This is a genomic window from Thermofilum sp., from assembly GCF_038871435.1.
Taxonomy (GTDB): domain Archaea; phylum Thermoproteota; class Thermoprotei; order Thermofilales; family Thermofilaceae; genus Thermofilum; species Thermofilum adornatum.
Map to the genome: position 1 here is coordinate 32,603 of NZ_JAVZIC010000006.1, position 18,276 is coordinate 50,878.

Here is an 18,276-nt window from a genome sequence, read left to right on the forward strand (position 1 = left end):
GGCAGATTAGTAGCTTACGCGGAATCTTTCTTCAACTCTCTGTTGTTGCTCTCTTGGGACAAAGAATAGTGGGTTTATTTTACCCGTCTCGGAGAGGTTTAGCAACATGTCTCTGAAGGCAGCAGTGTGTTTGATGTCTAGCTCTAGTAGTTTCTTGAGGATTTCCCAGACGTTCTTTTGGACTTCTAGCAACATTTCTCGGGGCATATGTCCCACGATGAATGGGTCCTGGAGCCATTTGTCGAAAGCTTCGATTGTCTTTATCATGTGGTTAAAGGCCGTCCTCGTGGCAAGTATTAGTTCCAGTCTATCTGAAGTTTCAAGGTCTTTTTCCATGCTTGTTACAGTGTCGAGGAACGTTTTCTGCGCTTCTATCCAGTTTGTCAAGTTGTTTGCAAAGAGTTTTACGAATTCGCTCAAATAATTCACCATGCTCTTTGTAGATTTTCTGTCTTAAAAGCTTGTTTATCTTTCGAGGGGCACTAGTCTGGTTGGCTGGTATTGTATTTTCTCTAATAGCATTCTTCTTCCAGCTGTTCTACCCACGAGGATGGGTGTGTTTTCTTCTATGAGCTTCTCGACGAGTTGTAGCTTTGCACTGCTCGATGAATAGATAGTTATAAGTGGTTGTCCTTTCTTGACCTTCTCTCCGAGTTTTACGTGAATATATACTCCTGCCCCTTTGTCTATCGGCGCTCCAGCTGTTTTGCCAAGGGTTGCAAGGAAAGAGTTGTCAATATAGTAGACGAAGCCCGAGTCGTTTGCATGCAAGGTATATGTCTTGTCGCCGAGAGTTATGTCTTCTGGCTGTATGTTTGGATCCCCTCCTTGTGCCTCGATGATTTCGCGAAGCTTCTTTTCAGCTTTTCCACTCTTCAAAGCCTCTATCGCCATCTCGTAGCCGTCTTTTTCGCCAACCATTTCCAAGAGTGTGCCTGCAAGGCTTGCAGCTTTGTCTACAAGATCTGGAGGGTTAAGAGTTTTTAATGCTTGAAGTGCTTCTCTTGCCTCCAAGGCTGGTCCTATCGCATGCCCAATGGGTTCCTCTGCATATGTGGCCACTGTCTGGAGATTCATGTTTAGCATTTTCGCTATCTCGTGGAAGCTTTGTGAGATTCTTCGTGCCTCCTCGAGTGTCTTTACCTTTGTTCCTCTCCCAGTAGGGATGTCTAAAACAATGTGTGTAGACCCGACGGCTAGCTTTTTTGCAAGGATGGATGGTATAAAGAAGGGGTCTATTCCCAAAGGGTATTCAACCCTTATTATGATGTCGTCTGCTGGCGCCAGATTCAGAGAACCACCCCACACGATGCACCCGTTAGTTTTGTGTATTATTTCCTCGATTTCCTCTATCGAGAAGGTCACTGGTGCTAAAACCTCCATCCTGTCTGCTGTTCCAGCTGCCGAGGTTATTGCCCTTGAGGAAGTTTTTGGTATGGTGTATCCTAGAGAGGCAATTATTGGAACAACTAAAAGACTGGTCTTGTCTCCTGGCACTCCTCCCAAACTATGCTTGTCAAGTATTGGCTTCTTTTTAAGGTTTAGTGTTTGCCCCGTATTTACCATGGAGATTGTGAAGTCATAGATCTCGGAGGGAACCATTCCCTGGAAGTGAACTGCTGTAACGAATGCCGCTAGTTCTAGCTCGCTTAGTTTTCCCTCGACAATATCTTTAACCAGGAGATAGATTTCGTCAGACTCAAGTTTTAGGCCTTGGAGTTTTTTCCTTATTATCTGGAGGGAAAGTGGTGGGCTTGTTGCCTCTACCTCGACTTCGTCTCCTTCGGATATGCCTAAGACCCTCGCCAGGTTTGTATAAATTCCTATGGAGTCGATTGGGAAATCCTTTGCCGTATTGACGATCGCTGTTAATGAACGCCCGTTAAACCTGACAATTACGCGATCCCCTAGCTTGACGTCAAGCTTCTTTGCTACATTATGGTCAAGTATAACAGTAAAATTCGCCGATTCAAATGGAAGCAAGCGAGTTTTCAGCTTCATGGGTAGCCACCGCAAGGAAAGGGAATTTTATTATCCACAAGGTAATATATTAACTTTTCCCTCTAAAAATAATTTAAATACAAGAGTTGCAAATTAGTAATGTATGACAACAAAAGGTTGGTGGGGGAAGCTTTTATGGATTGACCTTTCCCGCAGAGAGGCGAAACAGGTAGAAATCGACAAAAACCTTCTATCAAGCTACGTTGGCGGGAGGGGGCTGGCTGTCAGGCTCCTATGGGACTATACGCGCCCCGGGATCGACCCACTTTCACCCGAGAACCTCCTTATTGTAGCTATAGGACCCATTACTGGCTTGCCTGGACCCAGCACTGGAAAAGTTGTCGTTGCAGCGAAAAGCCCGTTGACACATGGCTATGGCGATGGTAATCTAGGCTCAAGGACGGCTGTAATGCTCAAGAAGGCTGGGTTTGATGCAGTAGTTTTCTCTGGCAAATCCGAGAAGCCTTCCTATGTCTATATCGAGAACGAGAAAGTAGAAATAAACAATGCAGATGACTTATGGGGTCTAGATACATTTACTGCTGAGAAAAGGCTCCTGGAGAGACATGGCAAGGATGCCGGCGTTCTCCTCATTGGCCCTTCGGGAGAGCGAAAGGTAAAGATGGCGACTATAATCTCTCAGATGGGTAGAAGCGGCGGCAGGCCGGGAATTGGAGCCGTAATGGGTAGCAAAAACTTGAAGGCGATAGTTGTACGTGGCACTAGAGACCCGCCAGTAGACGACCTCAAATCATTGAGGGAGACAGCGGCCAAAGCCTATATTGAGGCCAAAAACAAGCCGGCATATCCCTTCTGGATAAGACAGGGAACGATGGCTACGATCCAATGGTCCCAAGAGAACAGCGTCCTGCCCACCTACAACTTTAGTGAGGGAGTCTTCGACGAGAGTAGCGGTATAGATGGCTTCACAATGGAAAAGATGAAAGTCTCGCAGAGGGGTTGCCCCAACTGTAACTCTATTTGTGGAAACGTTGTACTGGACGCTAGCGGCGAAGAGTCCGAGCTTGACTATGAAAACGTTGCAATGCTTGGCTCCAATATTGGGCTTGGAGATCTGAAAAAGGTAGCCCAGCTTAACAGGTTAGCCGATATGTGGGGTATAGACACGATTGGATTGGGTTCAGCCATCGGCTTTGCGATCGAGGCTTCTCAGAAGGGATTTATAAATGAAAAGATGGAATGGGGAGACTTTCCGAAAATTCTGGAACTAGCTGAGGACATAGCATTGAGGAGGACAAAGCTTGGTGACGACCTGGCAGAAGGACTGGTACATGCCTCCAGCGTTTATGGATGCGAGGAATGCGCTATTCACGTTAAGGGTCTAAGCGTCAGTGCATACGACTGCCACGCCGCTCCTGGTATGGCGCTTTCATATGGCGTTAGTAGCGTGGGTGCACATCATAAAGATGCATGGGTTATATCGTGGGAGGTCTCTCATGGAAGGTTTGCCTATTCTCCGGAAAAAGCCAAAAAGGTTCTTGAGTTGCAGAAGATACGAGGCGGATTTTTCGAGAACATAGTGGCATGCAGACTGCCCTGGGTAGAGCTCGGCCTAGAGCTGGACTGGTATGTAAAGCTGTTTAACTTTGCTACAGGCCTAAGGTGGAGGCTTGACGATCACATGGTAGTAGCCGAAAGGACTCTGACTCTTATAAGAAGCTACTGGGTACGAGAATACCACGCAGAAGGCAGGACATGGAATAGGAAAATGGATTATCCCCCAATCAAATGGTTCACAAGGCCTTACACGCGTGGACCACTTAAGGGGGCAAGGCTAGACCCACAAAAATACGACGAACTCTTAGGGTACTATTATGAGCTTCTGGGCTGGGACCATAGAGGTATTCCTAGAGCCTCGACTCTGAGAAGGCTTGGGCTTGGCGACGTAGAGAGCACCCTTGGAAAAATAATTGAATTAACGAACTGAATCACATGGGCTCTGGGCAAGTAAAAATAGTATTTTTTGGCTTTTTAATCGACTTTTTCAAGGGACGCGAACATATCTTTGAGGTAGATTCGCCCGTTAAAATAAGAGACCTGCTAAGAAAAATTTCTCCAAATTTTAATTTTGAAGTAGTTGTCGTCGTAAATGACTACCCAGCCACGATGGATTCTTATGCTAGACCAGGCGACATTGTAAAGGTTTTTCCACACATTGGTGGAGGGTAACCGAAAACTTTACCTTTTTTACTCCGCTAAAAAAGTTATGACATGCGTATCCGAGGATTTTTTGGCAAGAATCATCAGCATCCTATATCAGAAACTAACTCTCTCAGCTGGCCAAATAGCGATTGCCAGTAGAGTCTTAGCTCAGGAAGCCTTTGAAGAAAAGGCAAAGGAAGGAAAAAGGAGCCTAGATGAAGCCATAAGGCTAGCTACCCATTATTTGGGTGTGTCAGCCGAGTACTCGAAGGAAAACGACGCGCTTAAAATATCGATAAGCCCAAAACAAAACGTTTGTCCCTTGCAAGAAATATGTCCACTGCCCTTCTTTTACTCGGAAGCCATAAATCTCTTGAGCGAGTGGAAAAGCTACCCGATTAGAAGTTCCAATAACAAGTTAGTGGAGACTTCAAGTGGCAAGTGCTTTTTCCAGCTGAGACTATATGGAGACTAGCTCTAGAAAAACTCCTATCATTCACAGGCCTTGGCTTTACTGTTTCAAGTGTGGCTTATGTTGCCATTCTACAGAGATGATACTTTTAGAAAGTGATTTAAAACGCATATCCCAATATACTGGCCTAGATCCCGAAGAATTCAGTGTGAAGAAAGGCAGGTTCCGCGTCTTAAAAAATGTTGATGGAAGATGTTTCTTTTATGACCAAAAGAATGGAACATGTAGAATTTATGCCGCGCGGCCTATAGGGTGTAGCCTCTATCCCTTGGTCTTATCGGAGGATGGCCATGTAGAGGTTGACGATTACTGTCCTCTCAGCAGACTTATTCCTAGTTATGAAAAGAGAAAAGCAAAGTTATTAGGAGGTGAGATACTTAGGGAGCTATTCAGCCGAGGATAGTAACCTCAACTGTGTCGCCATCTTTCAAGTGAAGCTCGTCACGGAGGCGTACAGGGGCAATTAATTCGAGTATTTCGTCTCCGTGCTTTGTTTTATCAATATCCAGGGCTCCGCCACTTATCGATACTCCGTTCCCCATGATTATAGCCTTGTAGACTGTCACTCCTCCATATTCTTCCCTATTTGTTTTGTATGGATTAATCCTGAAACCAATTTTCTTTTCACGAAGAGTTTGCCTCAAAGGAATATCTTCCTCAACAAGCCTAATATTAAGCGTGCCTGGATATGGCTCAAATCCTAGTATCTCCTTAAATGCTTCAACATACATGGGTATGCTCATATAGATTGCTCCCTCCCCCAGACCTGGCACTACTTGTCCTCTAAGAACCGTTGCGTTCGCATAGTTAAGGACTCTTCTCAGGTCATCGTAGACTCTCGAGAGGAGGTCGCGACCCCTCTGTGTTATAGCAAAGTATACTCGTCTGCCAAAATATTTTTTCTCAATGTAGCCCTCCTCTTCAGCAATGTCGAGCAGTTTACGCAGTTTCCAAGGGGTAGTACCCATACTCTTAAGTATCTCCACCTTGCTTATCCTTTTTGGGCCTGACAAACAACTCCGCTTTGCGAGCTCGATTAAAAGGGGGAGCACTTCATACTCGTTAGACATATGGTGCTTTCGACGTCCATCTATAATAATTTTTTAGTTCAATAGGTAGAGAGCGCTATTTCGGATATGCCATTAGAACGAGAAATTCTCGTTTGTCTGAGTATGTTTTTAGCAATAGTATTATTGTCAAGCATATAATCGTGTAAATTGTAATTATGACCCAAGCATAATTCATTACGAGGTTTAGAAGGAAACTTACACTTGCGAATAAAGGTATAAAGCCTGCAATTTTTCCATTAGTTTTGCTTGAATCGTCCAGCACAATTTCTGCTACATAATACAGGGAAGATACCCCAAAGAATAGGGAGGCTATGACTGGTGGAAGGATTGCTAGAGTCGTGTTTCCCAGAAAAATAAATGGCGAGAAAATAATGTAGCAAATTATCAACAAGTTGATGCTTTTCTCTGCTAGTATAATTGTTGTGTCAAGTATGTCGCTGAATCCTTCGAATGACATCATTTTTAGGAGAACGTAAGCATATTTCTTTTATATGGATAGAAATTTTAGATAATGACTTCTCTTATACAGATGTAGTACGGTGGTGTGAGTGGATGATTATCATGTCAGGATATACGGGGTGAACATTGAAGAAGAAACATTGCTGTGGCTGAAGAGCCGAATCGAGAAAGTACTCAATGTCACAATAACAATAAATACAAAAGACGTAACCCCCGGCTTTGTCCTTAAATTTCTAGACGAGGAGCGGGACCAGATAGATGCCGAACTACTAATAGAGGCCTTAATGGAAAAGATTGGAGTTGCTCCAACCCAGCGTGTCCTGGTAATTATTGCGGCAGATGGCTACGTTGAGGGTTTGAACTTTGTTTTCGGGGTTGCCAAAAACGAGTGGGGAGGCATTGTTTTTACCGAACGATTGAATCCTGCATTTTATGGAGAAGCATACTCGGAGGAGCTGTATAGAATGCGGATTTTAAAAGAAGTTCTCCATGAATTCGGGCACAGTCTGGGCCTGGAACACTGCAGAGAAAACTGCGTAATGAGGTTTAGCAATTCGGTCTACGATGTAGATGCCAAGCCTACTTTCTTTTGCAAAAAATGCCTTGCAAAGCTAAACTTTTCCCATCCTGGGATCATCAGAGCAATTCAATCTTGATTCTTCCTTTAAGAGATTCCAAAAAGTTTTCTAAGTATACCCGTAGATTTTATAAAATCTATTGGTAACATTTCCCAGAAGATTCCAGGCGGTTTCTTATACTTGCCACTGCTGACCCTTATTAGTCCTGATGGAGAGGCTATCATATCTACTGGGACATCGTGAATAAGCATAGGTATGGGCTCATTTATTATCTGGGTGTCGTGGACAAGAGTAACTATAGGTGTAGCCGCCGTTATTGAGTATGTTTCTCGAAGAATAGCATATTCAAGGTCATACAAACCGTCTCCTCGGCCAAGACGAGCTCCATCATTATTAACAGCGACACTGCCTAAAACGACAAGGTCTATCTTTATGTTTTCGAGGAACGGTATTTTTTCTCCTCTCCTAACAGCCCCCTTCATTGAAGAGACATATCTAATTTCGGATGCCTTAAATACTGCTGGATCTAGCAGAATATATCCTCTTAGCCCCGGGATAGAGATAACTAGTTTTTTGCCATGCCTGAGTGCTTCTTCCCTGAGGAGTCTTGTTGAGACGTCTGGGGTCGTATATATCGTGGTTGCCGTCCTAAACGCCTCCGTCTTTATTATTCTCTGTGTGGCGCTGTGGAGACCTACGAATCCAGGTATTTTGCCGTAGCAGGGCCGAGGGGCAGTCACGACTTCCATAGATTCCATCTTGCTCCATATCATTCTTCTGAGAGCTGCTTTTTTCTCGAAAGCTTCCCTGTTCATGCTAGACATTTTAATCCTCTATGTTTTTATGGAGATAGAAATTAACGTTTTTGTTTTGTTATTTTAATTTGTCCTACAAACATCATGCTGGCTTCATTTGAACAGGTTATTAACGTAGTAAGCTACAATGATACTGATGACGCAAAGACCAGAAATGTCTAAAAGCTTCTATATAACGGAAAGAGGAGACTATACATCAATAACAAAGATAGTAAGCGTGAAGCTTCCAGTGGGCTTGATAGACGCTTTGGACGAGTTGATCCAGAGAGGATACTTCCAGAATAGGAGCGATGCAATAAGAGAAGCCATTAGGAAACTTTTGACGAACTACCGTGAGCTCGACAGCCAAAAAATTAGTAGTGGCTTGATGATAGGCCTACGATAGAAAAACAAGTTTTCTTTTTCTATTTTGATCTTTTCATGATACTTTTGAGCCTACTTTTACTTCCTTGTCTGGTACAAGTAGCACTGGCTTGTCGTCTTCTACTGCAGCCAGCAACATTCCCTGCGAGATGAAGCCCATTATTGTCCTCGGCTGGAGGTTGGCTAGGACTACTACTTCTTTCCCTACAAGTTCTTCTGGCTTATAGTACTGTGCAATACCTGCGACGATTTGGCGTTGCTCTGTTCCAAGGTCCACCTTGAGGAGTAAAAGCTTGTCGCTACGCTTGATTGGTTCAGCGGATAGTATTTTTCCAACCCTGATGTCTAGTTTTTGAAAGTCGTTGATTGTTATTTGTGACATATTGTTTTAAGCGAGCTGGGGGTTAATTTTTATTTCTGGGGTTTTCGTATATATGTATAGGTGTTGGTCTTGAGTAGTAGTCAAGGCATTGACAGGGACAAGAGAATAATATTTACAGAGGCCGATTTGATCCTCCTATGTCTACTGGATGGGGAGAAAAAGATAACTGATTTACGGCCGCAGACAGGTCTATCGACGACGTCTATCTATAACAACGTTAAAAGGTTGCTTGACTTGGGCCTGATAGAGGATGATAGGAAGGGAAGTCCAGGAAACAGAATACTCAAGCTGACGGACAAGGGTTATAGGGTGGCTAGGCTACTGAAGATCCTGAAAGACGAGCTAACTCCCAAAGAGGTTGAGTTAAGGCCAGAGTAGAAAAGACATAAATAAGCCAAAGTTCAGAATTTCTATTGATGCCGGAATATGCAGTTCTTGTAGTTGACATGTTAGAAGAGTTTGTTAGGGGCAGGTTGCGTGCTGAAAACGCTGAAAAAATTGTGGAACCCATTAGGAAACTTGTTGCATTTGCACGCGAAAAAGGCATACCAGTCATTTATACTATTGATCAGCATTATCCCGAGATAGACTACGAGTTTAGGCTTTGGGGGCCGCATGCCGTGAGGGGTTCAGCAGAGGCAAAGATTATTTCGGAGCTCGCCCCTCGGGAAAACGAATACATTGTGGCTAAAAGGCGGTATGATGCTTTCATGTTTACAGACTTGGACATGTTGCTCAGAGAGCTAGGAGTCAAAAATCTTATTGTTACAGGTATACATACTCATGTCTGTGTATTGCAGACTGTGATGGGGGCTTTCTATAGGGGATACACGGTGATTGTTCCAGAGGAATGTGTCGCCGCGTTCGATAGCTATTGGCATAAAGTGGGGCTTGAATACATGAAGAACTATGCAGGTGCACAGATTGTAAAACTGGGCGATTTGATTTCAAGGCTCAATAGCGAACTACAGGAAATGCCTTCAGCTGTATGAGTAGATCCTCCAGTACATGTATAGAGGGTTCGGTTTTTACTCCTTATTTGTGTCTTTGAGTATTTTTTCCCAGATGCTTTCGTAGTCCTTTCTTAGTCTCTCTCTTGACACGTGTGTATAGATCTGTGTTGTATTCAGACTTGAATGTCCTAGAAGCTCCTGTATCTCCCTAATATCTAGACCTGAGGCCAGGCTTAGAGTTGCAAAGGTATGTCTCAGTACGTGTGGGGTAACACGCTTAGTTATGCCAGCCTTCTTCTTTAAACGTTTAAGGATTCTTTCCACAGTTGTATAGTGTATATGGTCGGACGCCTCAGAGGGAAAAAGCCACTCACTGTTTTTAATGCTTTCTAGGTGTTCCTTTAGTATTGGGAGGACAAACTCGGGAAAATAGACTATTCTTTCTTTTGCACCTTTGCCTCTAACCCTAATGGACCTTTTTTCGATGTCTATGTCCGTCAGTCTCAGCGAGACAAGCTCGTTAATTCTAAGACCTGTTGTGAAGAGTAGCAAGACGATTAATCGGTCCCTCGGATTTTCCGCTACATCGACTAGCTTAAATACTTCTTCTACTTCTAGGTATTTTGGCAACCTTTTTTCCCTCCTAGGAAGTTCGAAACCAGCCAAGTTATCACTCAAGCCTAAAAACTCTAGGAACCTCTTTACAGCAACTGCCGCGGTGTAGATGCTGTCTTTTTTCCAACCCTTTGATCTTAGAGTTGCCAGGAAAAAGTCAATATCGTAAACAGTGACCTGGCTAACGTGCCTGTCACCTAGAAACTCGACAAATTCTTGTAGGATGCTTTTAAATGTTTTAATTGTTCTCTCGGATCTATTCCTAGCTATTAGGTGGGAAATGTAGAGCTCGATTAGCTCCTTGTTGTCCCGAGCAAGGATAGAAGAATTTGTTTTTTCTGTTGGCATGTTATATTCCTATCTCCTCCATGCTTCTTGCATACTTCTCAAGATGCTCGGCGACAAATATGGGTGCGCCTGTCCTTACAGCTATTGCAATACCGTCGCTTGGTCGTGTGTCAATGTTTATTTCTTCTGTTTTGCCGTTTATCTCTCTTTTCAAGACAAGTGTTGCGGTATAAACTGAATTGTCTAGGAGAGCGTCGATAGAGACTTTTTCGACTTCGACTCCTAGTGCATCGAGAATAGAGACTATTAGGTCATGTGTGAGTGGCCTCTCGTACTTGAGACCTGACAGTGCGCTCTGTATAGAAAAACCCTCACTCTCACCTATCACGATGGGTAGTGCTTTGTCTTTCCACTTGGGGGTTTCCAATAGAAGAAGAAAAACTGTTTGCTCTCCACCAGTCTCTGCGACCTTCACGGGGTAGATGCCTGCTATTTCAGCCTTGAGATATCTGATTTCTTGTTTTTCACTCAAAATGGCTCCCCCCTCTGGCTTTCAAAAAACAATGGGTTTAGTCTAACAATCACGAGATTTCCCCTGTAAGCACTTAATTCCTTGACTTTTTTCGTTATCTCATTTAGAACAAAGGCGGGGTTCTCTTTCAAAAACCGGATTGCTTCTGCCGGATCCTGGGAGGAGAGTATTTTGAAGATAATCTCCTTTACAACTGTTTCTGCGAGTAGCCCAGTGAAACAAACCTCTCCATGCCTGATTAGCGATCCTATGGCATATCTTTTAAACCATTCATACAATTCGGGTATAGAGGGAAGCACGCCTTGAACCTTCTTCTCGACTTCTTCGTTTATCTTAGAGCTTTCGTCCTCCTTTACTGCTAGCTTTACTCGTTGTTTCCATTTCAAGGACCACACTTCGAGCCACTCGGAAAGCATGTCGTTTAAAACTAGTGGCTGGTTTTGATAGATATATTGTATCGCTACGAGTGTTTCTTCTTCATAGTTCTCGTCGAAGATAAAGTCTCTTGTAACTGCTACGTAATTAATAAAGTCGGAGTAAGCAATGCTGAATAAGTATTCCGCTTCTTGTTCAGACAAATCAGTAAAATACTTGTAGAGGGAAGACTTAAGTATCGATTTGATCTCGTTTTCTGTATTTTCAGGGATCCAGTACATTTAGACCCACTTTGAATATCTCTGTATACTTAAGTCACATGCTTGATTTAAAGTTTAACCCTGCCTTTTCTGGCTCTTTCCTATTTCCTATATATAGAATCATGGATGGGGTTGTCAGGTTCTTGGATAGGGTTTCAGTCGCGAGAAGACTCTTCATATGTTCAAGAGACCGTCGTCTCATCACCGATCTTGAAGCATAATTATCGTATTTTAATTTTTTCCTGGCAATTCAAAGAAGAGGAAAAATCTATAACAAATCATCCGAAGTAGCTTATTTTAATGCGAATCTGGCATCTGCAATTTTTACCCATTCAGACGATACAAAGGTTGGATTTAGATCCATCTCTTTTATGTATTTAGCGTTTTCAGCAAACATTTGGGAGGCTTTGCTTAGGACTTCTGCCAATAGCTTTATGTTAGCCTTTGGGAGTCCCCGATAGCCTTCGAGTATCTGATATCCCTTTATCTTTAGAATTAGTTCTTGGGCTTGCGCTATGGTTATGGGGGCAATGTCAAAGACCACGTCTTTTAGTATTTCGACAAATATTCCTCCTAGGCCGAATGCTACAACAGGACCAAATTGCTCATCATTTAATCCTCCGATAATTACCTCGTGCGCGTTTGAGACCTGTTCTTGTACTATGTATCCCCTGATCTTGACTGCTGGGTTCTTTTCCAGTATTTTTTGTCTCATTTGTGATATTGCAGTTTTGAGTTCATCCAAGCTTCTTATGTTTGCTTTGACGGCTCCCAGCTCTGTCTTATGAACAATGTCGGGCGAGTCTGCCTTCAGAACTACTGGGAAAGACAAGTCTCTTATGTCTTTGATTTCATCTCCTTCTTTGATATAAATATATCTTGCTAAAGGGAGACCATATGATTCAATGACTTCGAAGGCTTCGAGTAGAGACAAATGTTTTCTGTTTTCTGCAAGCGCCGCTTTAAAAATTTCTTCAGGGTTCATTTTTGTCACCGTTTATAATATGTCAAGACCTTTTTTATAGCATTTGCTGTGTCAATGGCATCCTCTTCGGTCATGCCTGGAAGCGTTGGCAATGTAATAACACTTCGGGCTACCTGTTCGGCTATTGGAGAAGACCCCTTTTTGTAAGTGATTTGTTTCCCGTAGAAGGGACACAGCCATGGACAGCCTTTGCCATAACCTGTTAGCCTTTGGAAAAGTGGGTTCTCATAGATTACTCTTGGGTATACGACCTGCACCAAGACATTTTCAGCCTTGAGAGCTTCTATGATTCTGTCCCTGTTTACACGTAGCTTGTCCAGATTTAATAGAACTTGGAAAATGTGCCATGTATGCTTCACATAGGGTTTCAAGACCGGTAGCTTTAACAGGTCACCGTTTAAGCTTGAAAGCTCGTCCATGTATATTTGTGCTATTTTCTCCCTAGCGGCGTTCAACTCGCCTATTCTCCTTAACTGGCCGAGGCCTAAAGCTGCTTGGAGCTCGGTCATGCGGTAGTTCCAGCCGAGAATAGTGTGATAGTATTTAGATTCTTGTCCTTGGTCGACAAACATCTTGGCGTAGCGATATAGTTCTTCTTTGTCTGTAGTTACCATGCCACCTTCTCCAGTAGTCATGTTCTTTGTCTGGTAAAAGCTAAATGCGTTTATGTCTCCAAAGGTTCCAACTTTTCTGCCTCTATATTCGCTTCCAATGGCTTGGGCACAGTCCTCTATGACATATAGGTTGTGTTCCCGAGCTATCTTCAGTATCTCATCCATCTCCGCGGGATAACCAGCTAAGTGGACTACGAGTATGGCTTTTGTCCTCGGTGTTATCTTCTCTTCTATTGTCGCGGGGTCTAGATTTAGGCTATCCTTTTCTATGTCGGCAAACACTGGGACAGCATTATTGTGCAGGATTGATGTGGCTGTAGCTATGAAGCTGAAGGGGGTCGTAATAACTTCGTCTCCTGGACCAATGTTAAGGCTTGCCACTGCAGTATGTAGCGAAGCAGTCCCATTAATCGTTGCAACGGCATGTCTTACGCCTAGGTACCTAGCAAACTCTTCCTCGAAAAGTTTAACATATTTTCCAATGGAGGATACAAGTCTCCCTGAATCCAGCACGTCAAGAACTAGCTGTTTTTCTTCATCAGTTAATTTGGGAAAATACTCTTTAAAAGAAGGCCTTACCGGCTTGCCTCCTTCAATTGCTGGAAGCTCCATGTTTACCTCGCTAAAAAACATGACACTCGTAATTAACTCTTTTTATGGTTCTTCCTAGAAGCGAAGCACAGAAAAGCGCGCGCTATGTCTGGCCCTAAATTGCAAAAAATCTACGTAGCTACGCTGAATACTTTGTTATTTTTGGAGTCAAAGATATCTATTCTAACCATTCCTTTCAGTTTACCGCTTTCAAGCTTGGGGAGAAGCACCCTCTCTACTTGGAAGAATCCAGCCATGTCTCCCAGAAACACCTCTACAACGATTGGTACTGTTTCGTCGCAGGTTAGCTGGACACGTTTCACATTGAGAGCTGACAAGGAATGCATATCTACCTTTCCCATTTTGTATGGAAGCCTTGCTCTGCCCTCAGACATGTCTAGACCGTCTGCTAGCTTTACGATGCTAGCCTCAAGGGTTAGAGGCTTAGTCTCCATTTCGGTGGAAAAAATTGCGGAGAGAATTTCTTGCCTTAGGAAGTAGCGCCGCGGGCCTATGTTTGGAAACATGCTTTGGATTATCCTGTCAACTATGTCTTTTGCTAACAAGCTACCTATGGCTTCATGATACTCCCTGTGTATCGAGTTGCCTATGTCGTGCAGGTAGCTTGCCATTACGAGTATAAATTTTACTTCGTCTAGATTTTTGGCTGTTCCCTGCTTTAGGGTTGTTAGCTCGACGTTTTTCTTCAAGAGGAGGCCTAGTATTTCTAGTGAGGTTCCAGCTACGATTTTTGCGTGGACGGGTCCATGATCATTGTAGCCGAGTCTACCGACGGCATTTATATTACTCATTTCAAGGAGAGCTTTTACTTCCTCGTCTTTCTCAATTATGTTTACAAGCTCACCTACAAAAGGGTCATATTGTTTCCATTTCTCAATCAATTCCTTCGAAATAACAGACACATTACACATAGCGTTCCAACTTCATCTTGGTACTAGCTAAAAAACTTTGTTTTAGGTTTACGAAAAGAGTCTAGCGTTTATAGTGTTTAAAGGCTCCTAGACCAGGATACTTGGCCCTTGTGCCGAGATATTCCTCTATCCTGAGAAGTTCATTGTATTTGGCTGTTCTCTCGCCTCTTGCTGGCGCACCTGTCTTGATCTGTCCAGTGTTCAATGCGACTGCGATGTGGGAAATTGTCGTGTCTTCTGTTTCACCGCTCCTATGGCTAACGACGACAGAGTACCCGTTGCTTATTGCAAGCCTAGCAGCTTCAAGTGCTTCGGTCAATGTGCCAATCTGGTTTACCTTTAGTAGCAAGGCGTTGGCCGATTTGTTTTCTATTCCTCTACGTAGTCTCTCGACATTTGTTACGAAGATGTCGTCTCCTATAACTTGAGTCTTGAGGGTTCTTGTTATGATGGAGAAGCCTTCAAAGTCTTCTTCGTGTAATGGGTCTTCTATGGATACGATGGGATATTCTTCTACAAGCTTTTCGTAGAGTTCAATCATTTTTTCCCTTGATAGTTCCTGGCCATCAATTATGTAAAGGCTTCTTTTTTCGTCGTAAAACTCTGAGGCAGCTGCGTCTATTGCAAGCGCTACGTCTTTTCCAGGCTCGTATCCTGCATTCCTAATAGCATTTATGAGGGCATCTAGCGCTTCGCGTGTATTCTTCATCGGGGGTGAAAAACCACCTTCGTCTCCAATGTTTATGGCTTGTGGACCATATTTGTCTTTTAGGTAAGCCTTAAGGGAGTGGTAGACTTCGCTTCCTATTCTTAGAGCTTCACTGAATGTTTTTGCGCCGACTGGTGCTATGAGAAACTCTTGTATCTTCAGCTCATTGCCGGCGTGTTTTCCTCCGTTAATAATGTTCATTAGTGGAACAGGCATTGTATATGCATTCATTCCGCCTAGATACTGGAAGAGTGGAAGCGAATAAGTGTCTGCCGCTGCATGTGTCACTGCCAGCGACACGGATAAGATTGCGTTTGCTCCTAGCCTAGACTTGTTTGGAGTGCCGTCCATCTGTAACATTTTCCCGTCAATGTCTTCTTGTCTCCTAGAATCCATGCCTAGCAGTTCAGGCGCGATGATCTTGTTGACGTTTTCTACTGCTTTTAGGACCCCTTTACCGTGGAAGGCTTTACCTCCGTCTCGAAGTTCTAGGGCTTCATGTGTTCCAGTCGACGCTCCAGAGGGGACTATGGCTTTGCCGTAGCCCCGGGCAATTGTCAGAACCTCTGTTTCGACCGTTGGGTTTCCCCTAGAGTCGAGGACCCACCTTGCTTTTATAGATGCAATCGAAAATTCGTCTTCCAAGTCGTACAACATAGCTATCAAGAAGATAAGGCCTAACTTGTCTATTTATTAAGCCTATTACTGTCTCTTATTAATCTAGATGTTAGCCGGATTTTGAAAAACAGGGCAAAAAATAAAAATAAGAATAACCATGTTATATGTATGAGCACCAAAGAAAAAACTGTTGGAGTTGTTCTTTGCGGAGGAGAGGGAAAGAGGCTTAGACCCTTAACATATTATTTTCAAAAAGCAATGATTCCCGTAGGAGCACAACAGAAGCCTCTTCTAGAATATATTGTGAGACTGCTTTCATATCACGGACTAAAGAAACTTGTCCTGCTTGTGGGCTATAAGGGTCAACAAATTGTGAACTATTTTGACAATGGGGAGAGATATGGCGTAGAGATCTCATATGTATGGGACAACCCCGCATATGGCGGGAACGGCGGCGCCCTCTACAATGCTTATGAACAGGGACACTTCAACAATGCAGAAAACGTACTCGTATATTATGGCGACATACTATCAGACATAAACATCGCGGATTTCTTGGCTTTCCACGAAAAAAATCAATTCACAGCAACCCTCGCATTGTCTACTAATTACAGGGTTGCTGTCGGAGTAGCCGAAGTCAAGGGAGAAAGAGTAGTAAATCTAGTCGAGAAGCCCCCGCTTGGAAAGCCTGTCACAATTGGACTTGTCGTTTTCAGGAGAAACTCTTTTGAATATCTGAGAGAGCTTATAGAAACAAAGAAAGAAGTCGACATTATGGGCGACTTTATAAGAGTCCTATTAAATAGGGGCCTGAGCATTGGAGGATACATAACGGACGCCTTCTGGTTTGATCTCGGAACAACCGAGGCATACGAGAAACTTGACCCTAACGAGGTTGATAGGAGGTTTTCCTTCCTTTTCCAAAAAAAATAATTTTTTCCATGAAGGTTTCTTCTCCCTTTATTATCTTCGTTAACAAATCCTCAGGGAAAAATCTCGTAGCCACGGGGGCTACCTCCCAGTGATCATACAGAAAGTCTACCAGTGCTCTGTATTTTCTCCCAATGGCCAGGATTTTTCCGATCTCATTCCATGCCCTTTCGCGGTAAACGTCTAGATTTTCAAGCCAGATGCTTTCAGCTGCCAATACGCCTAGAGCCATTGCCGTGAAAATCCCGCCGCCGTTGATGGGGTTTACGGCGCCCAACGCGTCTCCGACAAACAGTGTTCTGCCTATTACTGGAGTTGAATAGAACCCGGTAACTGGGATCCATCTGCTTCTTGGGGGTTCTAGGGGCTTTGCGTCTCTGAGGTAGCTACTGTTAAAAACCTTTATAAACTTCTCAAGGAAAACCACGGGAGTGATGTTTCCTTTTATATAGTTGCCCCTTATTCCTATGCCGACATTTGCCATACCATTGCCTATTGGAATAATCCATGCATATCCTCCTGGGGTATCCTTGGAAGAATACATGTAGATATCACTTTGGGGAAAATTTGGAACCTCCATTTTTAGGTTTATTCCCAGTGCATAGTCTATGGGGTCGAGTGCTGTATTGTCGCCTAGAAGCCTCCTAGTTAGCGAGGGGAAGCCATCAGCGGCAACTATGTAGTCTGCCTGGATCTCTCTGCCCTTGCGAGTCTTGACTAGGTAGCCTTTTTCAAGTTGTTTTATTGCTACGACGTCGTCTCCTGTTACAACGTTTGCGTTCTCTATGAGTTTGTTTACCATTTCTTTCCTGCTAATGGTAAAGCCGCCAATTTTGAGGTGGTATTTTCTGTAGCGTTCAAACTCTAGGAATATTCTTTTTATTATGTTTGTTTTCTCGGTGTAGCCTATATATTCAAACGCTTTTTTAACCGATGGGTATTTGGAAATAAAAGTTATTTCTGAGGGCTCGGGGAGGAATTCTCCGCATACTGCTGGTTCTTCTGGAGTTTTCTTTCTTTCGATGCCGATTGCACTTATCCCAAGCTCATTGAGCCTTTTAAGGGCGGCAGCTCCGGATGGGCCTAAGCCTATGACAACTGCCTTATAAGATTCATGAGACATTTGCCGTGCCCTCTTCGGGGAGTAGGCTTTATGGCAGGCAGACTTTTTCTCTTCCAATTATCTTTATGGCTGTCTGTATAACGTTTAACGAGTTTTCTAGTACCTCTTTCAGGAATTCTAGCCCCTGCGGGGTTAAGGAGTATACTCTTTTGTCTCGTGATCCTGCTTCTTTTGAGACTAGGAAGCCTGCTTTCTCAAGGCTTTTAAGGAACGGATAGATCTGTGATGGACCGACGGGAACGCCTATCATTTGTTCAAGTCTCCGCATAAGCTCGTAGCCGTGTTTGTCGCCCTCGGCGAGAAGTATCAATGTGTACAGCTTTACAATGGTGTTTACCCTTATTTTTTCACGGGTTGTTTGCATTTTTTTGTCCTGGGTAGGCTCTACACTCATAATGAAGCCTAGGTTTTGTTTTTAAAAATTATATATAAAAATTTTTGCTAATTT

At 43.5% G+C, this 18,276-nt stretch carries 24 protein-coding genes; 9 read left to right on the forward strand and 15 right to left on the reverse strand.

Going from position 1 to position 18,276, the window contains the following annotated elements; translation table 11 throughout:
* Positions 1–6 precede the first annotated feature (6 nt).
* On the reverse strand, positions 7–420 hold the full coding sequence (locus QXT17_RS07635; RefSeq protein WP_240366744.1) for a DUF2153 domain-containing protein: 414 nt from the start codon (positions 418–420) through the stop codon (positions 7–9).
* A gap of 45 nt (positions 421–465) precedes the next feature.
* Complete coding sequence (locus QXT17_RS07640) at positions 466–2,001, reverse strand: AMP phosphorylase (protein ID WP_020961972.1); 1,536 nt, start codon at positions 1,999–2,001, stop codon at positions 466–468.
* A 103-nt stretch (positions 2,002–2,104) separates the two neighbouring features.
* On the opposite strand from QXT17_RS07640, the gene QXT17_RS07645 reads away from it, so the two are divergent.
* Genes QXT17_RS07645 through QXT17_RS10070 form a run of 4 tightly spaced genes read left to right on the forward strand, consistent with a single transcriptional unit; the run spans position 2,105 to position 5,039 of the window.
* Positions 2,105–3,949, forward strand: coding sequence for an aldehyde ferredoxin oxidoreductase family protein (locus QXT17_RS07645; protein ID WP_020961973.1), 1,845 nt, complete (start codon positions 2,105–2,107; stop codon positions 3,947–3,949).
* A gap of 5 nt (positions 3,950–3,954) precedes the next feature.
* Positions 3,955–4,191, forward strand: a complete 237-nt coding sequence (locus QXT17_RS07650) for a MoaD/ThiS family protein (RefSeq protein WP_020961974.1) — start codon at positions 3,955–3,957, stop codon at positions 4,189–4,191.
* A 37-nt stretch (positions 4,192–4,228) separates the two neighbouring features.
* Positions 4,229–4,639 (forward strand): hypothetical protein, encoded by a 411-nt coding sequence (locus QXT17_RS07655; RefSeq protein ID WP_020961975.1) that lies wholly within the window; start codon positions 4,229–4,231, stop codon positions 4,637–4,639.
* Positions 4,629–5,039: a YkgJ family cysteine cluster protein gene (locus QXT17_RS10070; RefSeq protein WP_148681954.1), complete on the forward strand. Its 411-nt coding sequence runs from the start codon at positions 4,629–4,631 to the stop codon at positions 5,037–5,039. Before QXT17_RS07655 ends, QXT17_RS10070 begins: the two co-directional genes overlap by 11 nt.
* Here QXT17_RS10070 and QXT17_RS07660 read toward each other — a convergent pair.
* Together QXT17_RS07660 and QXT17_RS07665 are read right to left on the reverse strand one after the other, a co-directional pair.
* Complete coding sequence (locus tag QXT17_RS07660; protein WP_342783029.1) at positions 5,026–5,649, reverse strand: DUF120 domain-containing protein; 624 nt, start codon at positions 5,647–5,649, stop codon at positions 5,026–5,028. The two genes, QXT17_RS10070 and QXT17_RS07660, sit on opposite strands and share 14 nt — an antisense overlap.
* Positions 5,650–5,761: 112 nt before the next feature.
* Positions 5,762–6,166, reverse strand: a complete 405-nt coding sequence (locus QXT17_RS07665; RefSeq protein ID WP_020961978.1) for a hypothetical protein — start codon at positions 6,164–6,166, stop codon at positions 5,762–5,764.
* A gap of 88 nt (positions 6,167–6,254) precedes the next feature.
* Between QXT17_RS07665 and QXT17_RS07670 the strand changes: the two genes are divergently transcribed.
* Complete coding sequence (locus tag QXT17_RS07670) at positions 6,255–6,821, forward strand: archaemetzincin family Zn-dependent metalloprotease (RefSeq protein WP_052885494.1); 567 nt, start codon at positions 6,255–6,257, stop codon at positions 6,819–6,821.
* Between the two features lie 8 nt (positions 6,822–6,829).
* Here QXT17_RS07670 and QXT17_RS07675 read toward each other — a convergent pair whose 3' ends face one another.
* Positions 6,830–7,567 carry a 5-formyltetrahydrofolate cyclo-ligase gene (locus QXT17_RS07675; protein WP_020961980.1) on the reverse strand — a complete coding sequence of 246 codons (738 nt, stop codon included), beginning with the start codon at positions 7,565–7,567 and terminating at the stop codon, positions 6,830–6,832.
* A gap of 127 nt (positions 7,568–7,694) precedes the next feature.
* On the opposite strand from QXT17_RS07675, the gene QXT17_RS07680 reads away from it, so the two are divergent.
* Complete coding sequence (locus QXT17_RS07680; RefSeq protein WP_052887056.1) at positions 7,695–7,943, forward strand: ribbon-helix-helix domain-containing protein; 249 nt, start codon at positions 7,695–7,697, stop codon at positions 7,941–7,943.
* Positions 7,944–7,976: 33 nt separating this feature from the next.
* Here the strand turns inward: QXT17_RS07680 and metG are convergent, their stop codons facing one another.
* Positions 7,977–8,303, reverse strand: coding sequence for a methionine--tRNA ligase subunit beta (gene metG, locus QXT17_RS07685; RefSeq protein ID WP_020961982.1), 327 nt, complete (start codon positions 8,301–8,303; stop codon positions 7,977–7,979).
* A gap of 69 nt (positions 8,304–8,372) precedes the next feature.
* Between metG and QXT17_RS07690 the strand changes: the two genes are divergently transcribed.
* Together QXT17_RS07690 and QXT17_RS07695 are read left to right on the forward strand one after the other, a co-directional pair.
* Positions 8,373–8,681, forward strand: coding sequence for a winged helix DNA-binding protein (locus QXT17_RS07690; protein ID WP_187147036.1), 309 nt, complete (start codon positions 8,373–8,375; stop codon positions 8,679–8,681).
* A gap of 38 nt (positions 8,682–8,719) precedes the next feature.
* On the forward strand, positions 8,720–9,295 hold the full coding sequence (locus QXT17_RS07695; protein WP_020961984.1) for a cysteine hydrolase family protein: 576 nt from the start codon (positions 8,720–8,722) through the stop codon (positions 9,293–9,295).
* A gap of 36 nt (positions 9,296–9,331) precedes the next feature.
* Here QXT17_RS07695 and xerA read toward each other — a convergent pair whose 3' ends face one another.
* The 7 genes from xerA to eno all read right to left on the reverse strand — a co-directional run bounded on the left by xerA (position 9,332) and on the right by eno (position 15,802).
* Positions 9,332–10,219 (reverse strand): site-specific tyrosine recombinase/integron integrase, encoded by an 888-nt coding sequence (gene xerA, locus QXT17_RS07700; protein ID WP_020961985.1) that lies wholly within the window; start codon positions 10,217–10,219, stop codon positions 9,332–9,334.
* Position 10,220: 1 nt separating this feature from the next.
* Positions 10,221–10,691, reverse strand: a complete 471-nt coding sequence (locus tag QXT17_RS07705) for a bifunctional nuclease family protein (protein WP_020961986.1) — start codon at positions 10,689–10,691, stop codon at positions 10,221–10,223.
* On the reverse strand, positions 10,688–11,347 hold the full coding sequence (locus tag QXT17_RS07710; protein ID WP_020961987.1) for a hypothetical protein: 660 nt from the start codon (positions 11,345–11,347) through the stop codon (positions 10,688–10,690). The genes QXT17_RS07705 and QXT17_RS07710 overlap by 4 nt, the downstream gene beginning before the upstream one ends.
* 271 nt (positions 11,348–11,618) lie before the next feature.
* Complete coding sequence (locus QXT17_RS07715) at positions 11,619–12,311, reverse strand: acetate--CoA ligase family protein (RefSeq protein ID WP_148681955.1); 693 nt, start codon at positions 12,309–12,311, stop codon at positions 11,619–11,621.
* A 5-nt stretch (positions 12,312–12,316) separates the two neighbouring features.
* Positions 12,317–13,537, reverse strand: a complete 1,221-nt coding sequence (locus QXT17_RS07720; protein WP_020961989.1) for a DegT/DnrJ/EryC1/StrS aminotransferase family protein — start codon at positions 13,535–13,537, stop codon at positions 12,317–12,319.
* A gap of 110 nt (positions 13,538–13,647) precedes the next feature.
* Positions 13,648–14,448, reverse strand: a complete 801-nt coding sequence (locus QXT17_RS07725) for an HD domain-containing protein (protein WP_020961990.1) — start codon at positions 14,446–14,448, stop codon at positions 13,648–13,650.
* Between the two features lie 61 nt (positions 14,449–14,509).
* Positions 14,510–15,802 carry a phosphopyruvate hydratase gene (gene eno, locus QXT17_RS07730; protein ID WP_342783031.1) on the reverse strand — a complete coding sequence of 431 codons (1,293 nt, stop codon included), beginning with the start codon at positions 15,800–15,802 and terminating at the stop codon, positions 14,510–14,512.
* A 141-nt stretch (positions 15,803–15,943) separates the two neighbouring features.
* Here eno and QXT17_RS07735 point away from each other — a divergent pair, with 141 nt between their 5' ends.
* On the forward strand, positions 15,944–16,708 hold the full coding sequence (locus tag QXT17_RS07735; RefSeq protein WP_020961992.1) for a nucleotidyltransferase family protein: 765 nt from the start codon (positions 15,944–15,946) through the stop codon (positions 16,706–16,708).
* Here QXT17_RS07735 and QXT17_RS07740 read toward each other — a convergent pair.
* Together QXT17_RS07740 and QXT17_RS07745 are read right to left on the reverse strand one after the other, a co-directional pair.
* Positions 16,662–17,828, reverse strand: a complete 1,167-nt coding sequence (locus tag QXT17_RS07740) for an NAD(P)/FAD-dependent oxidoreductase (protein WP_342784001.1) — start codon at positions 17,826–17,828, stop codon at positions 16,662–16,664. The two genes, QXT17_RS07735 and QXT17_RS07740, sit on opposite strands and share 47 nt — an antisense overlap.
* Positions 17,829–17,856: 28 nt before the next feature.
* On the reverse strand, positions 17,857–18,222 hold the full coding sequence (locus tag QXT17_RS07745; RefSeq protein ID WP_020961994.1) for a PadR family transcriptional regulator: 366 nt from the start codon (positions 18,220–18,222) through the stop codon (positions 17,857–17,859).
* Positions 18,223–18,276: the final 54 nt, after the last annotated feature.